This is a genomic window from Pollutimonas bauzanensis, assembly GCF_040393045.1.
Classification (GTDB): domain Bacteria; phylum Pseudomonadota; class Gammaproteobacteria; order Burkholderiales; family Burkholderiaceae_B; genus Pollutimonas; species Pollutimonas bauzanensis_A.
Genome location: NZ_JBEBUX010000172.1, coordinates 1 through 7511 on the forward strand (window position 1 = coordinate 1; position 7511 = coordinate 7511).

Sequence of the window (7511 nt, forward strand, 5' to 3'; positions counted from 1 at the left end):
AAGACCGCAGCAACGGTGTGCTGAAAATAATCAACCAAGACCTGCGGCAACGGTACATTACGAACTCGCCGTTGCGCGTCAGGCTCACTCCGTCATGAACCGCATCCTGAAGCGACGGCCCTTGATGTTCCCATTGCTTAACTTCTCGTAAGCCTCTTTCGCAATATTCCGATCCAAAGCGACAAAACTGACGAATTCCAGAATATTGATCTTGCCGACCTGCTCGAATGCGTAACCGGCATCCTTGGTCAGCGCGCCCAGCAAGTCACCCGGACGCAGCTTGTCTTTTTTGCCACCTTGAATGCATAGCGTAACCATGGGAGGAGTCAGACGCCCGCCTGGTGCAGGTTTAAGCGTTTTGGGGTTTACCCAGGCAATAGGTTGACCTTGATACTTCTCGATCTGATTGGCCCAGCGCATTTCGTCAGGGGAGCAAAGGCTGAGCGCCAACCCTTTGGCTTGAGCGCGGCCGGTGCGGCCGATGCGATGAATGTGAACTTCGGGATCGGGGGTGACATCGACGTTAATAACGGCATCCAGTGTCTGGATGTCCAGGCCACGAGCGGCCACGTCGGTTGCTACCAGCACCGAGCAACTGCGATTGGCGAACTGTACCAGTACGTCTTCGCGTTCACGCTGTTCAAGATCGCCGTGCAGTGCCAGTGCGACAAAGCCGCGGGATTCTAGATATTGAGTCAGTTCGCGGCATTGTGCCTTGGTGTTGCAAAACGCCAAGGTGGAAACCGGCCTGAAGTGTTCCAGTATTTGCCCTACTGTAGCAAGACGGCGATCAGGTTCGATTTCGTAGAAAAATTGCTCGATCTGGCTGGCGGCGTGTACCGATTCGACCTTGACTTCCGCTGGTTTTTTCAAGAAACGGGAGCTCGCCTTGCGGATGTCGTCAGCATAGGTGGCCGAAAACAGCAAGGTTTGCCGCTGTGGGGGGCAATTGGTGACGATGTGGGTAACGTCGTCATAGAATCCCATGTCCAGCATGCGATCGGCTTCGTCCAGGACCAAGGTGCGTATCCTGGAGAAATCAACGGAGCCGCGATCCATATGGTCCATGAGCCGGCCCGGGGTGGCGACGATGATATGCGCGCCAAATTTCAGCGACTCGACTTGGGGACGGATGGGGGTGCCACCGCATAGTGTCAGAATCTTGGTATTGCCCAGGGCACGGGCCAGGCGGCGTAGTTCGTTGGCGACCTGCTCGGCAAGTTCGCGGGTAGGACAAAGCACCAAGGCCTGCGTGGCAGACAAGGCTACATCCAAGGAATGGACAATGCCCAGTCCGAAGACGGCTGTTTTGCCGCTGCCGGTCTTGGCTTGAGCAATCAGGTCGCGGCCTTCAATGATAAGCGGCAGGCCCTGAGCCTGTATCGGCGTCATGGTCTGGTAACCGAGGTTATCGAGATTATCGAGTATGGCGCGCGAAAGCGGCAGGGAAGAGAAAGAAAGGGTGGTCACGATAGGCAGGCGTAGCAGTTCGTCTGGCCCAGAACCAGGATTGGATTTGGGTCGAGATGTCAGGCCTGATTGTAGCCCCGGATTGGGCTTGCGCTGCCGTTACGCATAAAATAGGGTAACGGCAGGTATGGAGCAATGCAGTTAGGCAGCGATTTCGGCTGCTTCAGGATCGAAGGATTTGGTTGCCAAAACCTTGATGCACTGGTCCGCGGTTTGCAATGCCTGGGCGCGGCTTTCGGCACCCATATCCGTTCCTTCGGCGCGCACTACACGTACATCAGTGATACCGAAAAAACCGAATACAGTCTTCAGGTAGCTTTCTTGGTGTTCCATGGCGCGGCCGGCTTCGCTGGTGGAATAGATACCGCCGCGGCTCAATGCGGCAATGACTGTCTTGCCTTTTGCCAAGCCAACTACGCCGGATTCGCCGTACTTGAATGTGCGGCCTGACTGGGCCAGACGGTCGATCCAGGATTTGAGCTGGCTAGGAATCGAAAAATTGTACAGAGGGGCGCCTATGACAATGACATCGGCGGCCAGGAACTGCGAAACCAGCGTTTCAGATACGGCATTTTCCTGGCGCTGCGCGTCGGTCAGTACAGCATCGGAAGGAGGCAGGCGAAAACCCATCGCGTCTTGCGAAAAATGATTTGGCGTGTCGATGGCCAAATCCAGGTAATCGACCTCGGTGCCGGGGTGCTCGGCGGTCCATTGGGATACGATATCCTGGGTCAGTTTGCGTGATACTGAATTGGCGCCGTTAATGCTTGAATCGATATGTAGCAGTTTCATAATTTCTCCGGGTTGAGCGCAAGCGTATTGCGTATGAAGGAATTATCCATTAGCTACCAATTCTTGATAAGACGGTGAAAATGCAATTGATTGTTCTATATTTGGATCTAATGACGTTAGCTTCCAACAGCACATACCGGCGCGTGGTCGTTGTTGTACGCAGGTACTGTTGTCAGTGTGTCGCAGTGCAGGCCTGGTTGGGCTCAATAATCGCCCAGTTCAAATCAATGGCGCGGCTTTTCGCAGAGGACCAAGGCACGTATGCCGTACCTTGCCACTTACCTTTGTCGAACAGTTTTTGTAGGCTGGGTGCAGGATCGTCTTTTGATGCGCGGCTAAAAATGACCAATGCCCCACAGTCGAGCGCTGTTTTGGGTTCGAGCCATGGCGATTCCTCGTAGCGGCCATCGATAAGTACTTGCACTTTTGGGCCGCTATGAACGGCCACATTCCCGCCCATCCAGGTGTCGGAAGCAACCAGCCTCAAGGGCGATTGCGGTACGTGCTGATCCCATATCTTGTTCATCTCGGTTGCGATGATCGCCCCGGGGAACATGGAACGTGTTTCGCGCCCTGAATACCATGCCAGTGGGCCTCGTCCTATGGCATAGCCGACCGCCATCAAAACATGCAGGCTGATTGCCAGTATGAGAATACGGCGCAAATTGCTTTGTTCGTCGCCGTACATCCACCACAGCGTATAAAAGCCGTAAAGCACGAAGAATGTCGTTGCCCACGACGCTTGCAGGCGTGTACCCAATACAGCGGAAATCAATAGAGTAGAAACAAAGGGAGTCAGGCCTACCCACAGTAAAAAAGAACGATCCCATTTAGCGATGTCATTGACATAGCGTTGTTTATCGTCTGTAGAGGCTTTTATGTTTTTTCTTTGGCCATACCACCAAGCTAGCAAGAGGACTAGCATAGGACTCAAGCGCGCGACCTGGTCCAGAGTAAAGTACAAAATATACTTGAGCGAATCAATATAATTATTGGTTTCGAGCGCATTGTCGGCATAGCGCAGCGGCTCGAACGAGTGAATGCCTAGCCAATAAACATGTGGTGAAACCACTACTGCAAACGCAGCCAGCGACAAAGCCAGGCCTTTGAGTGTACGTTTATCTTTAAGGCTGCCCTGACGCAACATAAAGCAGAAGAACGCCGCAAATTGGATAAAGGCACTGTACTTGGTCATGGTGGCGATAGCGCTGATGGCGCCCAGCCAAATCCATGAACTGTTTTTTTGATAGCGCAGGGCGCGGTAAAACAGCCAGGTTGCGCCCACGATAGACCACAACTGCACGGTATTGTGGTTATAAATGGTGCCGCGTAGGGAGAAATAGATATTCGTGGATGCGAACAGCGTAATAATGAACGCTTTGCGAGGAGTGGTGATTTCGCGCGCCAGTAGCCATACGAACCATAGGGCAAGCGCCGAAAATAGTTGCCCCGCGAAAAACGTCAGCCATATAGGGCGGCCAAATATTTGGGTCAGGCCATACATGAACCATGACGGAGCGGGGGGATGCTTGGTGTAGCCGAGCTCGAGGCTGGACGCCCACACCAATTCTTCCATGCCATCCAAGTCCGGCGCGCGATGGCTTACCGCGCATAGCAAGGTCCACAAGGCAACCATGCCCGCCAGACACAGCAGAACCTGCAGGTTCAATGATGTTTGGTTTGGTTTGGTTAGCGTAGCGCCATGCCGTGCGGCAGTACTTGCACTCATTACTCTGTTTCCTTCAAGCGGGCGTGGCGCGTAGCCTGGTTCGCATGCCGACCTTTATTGCGGGGGGGGTGCCAATACATTTAAAATTTTTTACGGATTGTAAGCGTTGTTTGGGAGTAGCATCCAAGCATAGTCTGACTTTTATATTATCTGTAACGGATAACGTGTAAAAAGCAGTGGATTAAACGTTTGCCAACTAAGGAGCGGCTCGGTTTATCGCCTTCAAAGACCGCCTTTGCTTATAAGGAAGAGGAGAATCATGAAAAAATTGTTGCTGATTTTATTTGCCGCAGCGTGCTCATTCGGGGTGAGCCTCCCCTCGTTGGCTGAGCACGCCATGCCTAATGACACTGCTGTCACGTATACGCCGGATGTCACATTCACGTTGCGTACCAACATCGCCGACGGCAAGCTGGTTTTCATAGGGGGTGCCGGCGCTATTTTGGACAAAGTGAACCCTGATTTACAGGTTCCAGAGAATGCGGTGGTACAAATCAATTTGATTAACGATGATGGCGCCATTCACGACATCAGTGTGCCCGAGTTCGGTGCGAAATCAGATCATATAACCGGTAAGGGCGCTGCCACGGCCATTGTCTTTCGAGCCAATAAAAATGGCACATTTGAATACCTGTGTACGTTGCCGGGGCACAAGGCTGCCGGCATGTTCGGCAAGCTCATCGTAGGAGAACCACAAGAGCAGGTCGAGAGCGACGCGCTTGATATTGCCCAGGACCCTACCGCGGTCGGCGAGCCTGTCGGTAACCGCGCTCCCCAGAAAGTCACGGTGGACCTGGAAACGACAGAAGTCATAGGCCAGCTTGCCAGCGGCAGTACGTACAAATACTGGACTTTTAATAATAAGGTGCCTGGTCCCTTTGTGCGAGTGAGGGTGGGCGATACGGTGACAGTCAATGTCTCTAACGCCAAGGATTCTTCGCATATCCATTCGGTAGATTTTCATGCCGTTACGGGACCCGGGGGTGGAGCGGCCGTCACGCAGGTGCCTCCCGGGCAAACCAAAAGCTTCACATTCAAGGCCATGCACCCGGGGCTGTTCGTTTACCACTGCGCTACGCCCATGGTGGCTCAGCATATTACCAACGGCATGTACGGCATGATACTGGTCGAGCCAGAAGGGGGCTTGTCAAAAGTCGACCGCGAGTTTTATGTCATGCAAGGGGAGCTCTACACTGCCCAGAAGCATGGAGCACAGGGGCACCAAGAGTTCTCTCTGGAAAAACTGTTGGACGAAAACCCTGAGCACCTGACCTTTAACGGCACCATGCAAGCCTTGAGCGAAAAATACAAGCTGCAATCCCAGGTCGGTGACACGGTACGTATCTTTTTTGGTGTCGGCGGCCCTAACCTGACTTCCAGCTTCCATGTCATAGGAGAGGTGTTTGATAGGGTTTATAACCAGGCTTCGCTTACCAGCCCGCCCTTGACTGATGTGCAGACCACGCTAGTTCCGCCCGGTGGAGCCACTGTGGTCGAGTTCAAGACGGATGTGCCAGGTAACTATATTTTGGTGGATCATGCCTTGTCGCGGGTCGAGAAAGGCTTGTCCGGCGTCCTGACTGTTACAGGCAAGGAAGATCACACTATCTTTCATTCCACAGAGAAGGTGGATCACTCGTCTGGACATTAGTGAGAGCGTCCCCAACGCCGCGCTGCGACGTTGGGGCGATGTTTAAAGCTGGACTGATGCCAGCCGCTCTGCTTTGGAATGCGACCCTGCCGCGGTAAACAACACGTCGGTTGACGAGTTCAGGGCGGTTTCGGACGAGTCTTGCAGCACACCAATAATAAAGCCCACCCCAACGACTTGGATCGCCAAGTCGTTGGAAATGCCAAACAAACTGCAGGCCAGTGGAATTAGCAGTAATGATCCGCCTGCCACGCCTGATGCGCCGCACGCACATATGGTTGCGACAACGCTTAACAATAGTGCCGTCGGGAGGTCTACCGTGATACCCAGAGTATTGACGGCTGCCAGCGTCAATACGGTGATCGTAATGGCTGCGCCGGCCATATTGATGGTGGCGCCCAAGGGAATGGAAACCGAGTAGGTGTCTTCATTAAGTCCCAAGCGCTTGCACAACGCCATATTGACAGGGATATTGGCTGCCGAACTGCGGGTAAAGAACGCGGTTATGCCGCTTTCCCGCAGGCAGGTAAATACCAGGGGGTAAGGATTTTGCCTGACCTTGATAAAAACGATTAGTGGATTCACCACCAGCGCCACGAACAGCATGCAGCCTATCAAGACAACCAACAGGCGTGCGTAGTCGAGTAGGGCGCTAAAGCCTGTATCGGCAATCGTTGCTGCGACCAAGCCGAAAATGCCGATCGGTGCGAAGCGGATGATGATTTTGACAATAAAGGAAAGGCTTGCTGACAGGTCTGCCACGACATGCTTGGTTGCGCCATGCGCATGGCGCAACGCTACGCCAATGGCTACAGCCCAAGCCAGGATGCCAATGTAGTTGGCATTGGCCAATGCATTGACGGGATTGTCTACGACATTCATCAACAAGGTTTTCAGGACCTCGATAATGCTGCCAGGAGGGCTGAGCACTTCGGTGCTGGCCTTTAGCTGCAAGGTCAGAGGAAACAGATAGCTGGCGATGACCGCGACCAGTGCGGCTGCAAAAGTGCCCGCGAGATACAGCAGCAGAATCGGCCCCATGCTGGTTTTCTGGCCTTGCTTATGGTTGGCGATAGAGGCCGCGACCAGTACGAAGACGAGAATGGGGGCCACCGACTTCAAGGCGCTGATGAACAGATCGCCTAATAAGCTGACGCTTTGGGCCGCTGATGGAAAAAAATAAGCCAGTACGATTCCGGCAATCAGGCCAATTAAAATTTGTACAACCAGACTGCCATTGCTGACAAATTGCAAAAGGGGATTTTGCTTAACTTCGTCGCGTCCCATGTAAAACTCCAAAACCAAGTCTTATGACTTGTATAGATGAACCTCGCTCCGTCCTCGCACACCCGTCGGTTTTGAAGATTGCACATTTTTCGCGGAGCGCGCTGCCAGCCCCCGCCATGCGTCGTATTCGTGTTGTCAAATATCCTCAAACAGGCCGCGGGAATTTTACCACCGCTATTAACCTGTCCAAGGAAGGGGATATGCACTACAATGTCAGTTCTGGGGTCGATCCGGCTTCGACGTGGGTCGCGAAACAGAGCAGGGCATGCCGAGCACCAGTAAGCTCGTAAATCCACTGGAACACTATAAACGCCAACGACGAGCGTTTCGCTTTAGCCGCCTAGTGCGGTAAGCCGCTGCACTAATTTGTCTTTGGGTTAGGTAGGGTAAAACTTACAGCAGCGTCATTTACAAAGAATCGGATTTTGTTGGGTCACTCAGCATCATCTTAAATTAATGTGAATCGCCAAGGAAGGGCCTGTCGGTTGGCATGATCCGAGGTTAAAACTTAAAATGAACCGAATAAGCATGTAGAACTGCCTGCAGAGGGCTTGCGGACGGGGGTTCAATTCCCCCCGACTC

Annotated in this window: 5 protein-coding genes and 1 other RNA gene; 2 read left to right on the forward strand and 4 right to left on the reverse strand. The window is 53.1% G+C overall.

Going from position 1 to position 7511, the window contains the following annotated elements:
- Positions 1-84: 84 nt before the first annotated feature.
- The 3 genes from dbpA to ABWO67_RS18300 all read right to left on the reverse strand — a co-directional run bounded on the left by dbpA (position 85) and on the right by ABWO67_RS18300 (position 3991).
- Positions 85-1470, reverse strand: coding sequence for an ATP-dependent RNA helicase DbpA (dbpA, locus tag ABWO67_RS18290; RefSeq protein WP_353154433.1), 1386 nt, complete (start codon positions 1468-1470; stop codon positions 85-87).
- A gap of 141 nt (positions 1471-1611) precedes the next feature.
- Entirely contained in the window at positions 1612-2262 is a 651-nt protein-coding gene (locus ABWO67_RS18295; protein WP_353154436.1) for an FMN-dependent NADH-azoreductase, read from the reverse strand.
- A 172-nt stretch (positions 2263-2434) separates the two neighbouring features.
- A complete protein-coding gene (locus ABWO67_RS18300; protein WP_353154439.1) occupies positions 2435-3991 on the reverse strand; it encodes a glycosyltransferase family 39 protein in 1557 nt (518 codons plus the stop codon).
- A gap of 259 nt (positions 3992-4250) precedes the next feature.
- Here ABWO67_RS18300 and nirK point away from each other — a divergent pair, with 259 nt between their 5' ends.
- On the forward strand, positions 4251-5642 hold the full coding sequence (gene nirK / locus ABWO67_RS18305; protein WP_353154441.1) for a copper-containing nitrite reductase: 1392 nt from the start codon (positions 4251-4253) through the stop codon (positions 5640-5642).
- Positions 5643-5684: 42 nt separating this feature from the next.
- On the opposite strand, the gene sstT is transcribed toward nirK, so the two are convergent.
- Entirely contained in the window at positions 5685-6929 is a 1245-nt protein-coding gene (gene sstT, locus ABWO67_RS18310; RefSeq protein ID WP_353154443.1) for a serine/threonine transporter SstT, read from the reverse strand.
- Positions 6930-7150: 221 nt separating this feature from the next.
- Here sstT and ssrA point away from each other — a divergent pair.
- Positions 7151-7511: a transfer-messenger RNA gene (gene ssrA, locus ABWO67_RS18315) on the forward strand; the annotation flags it as partial.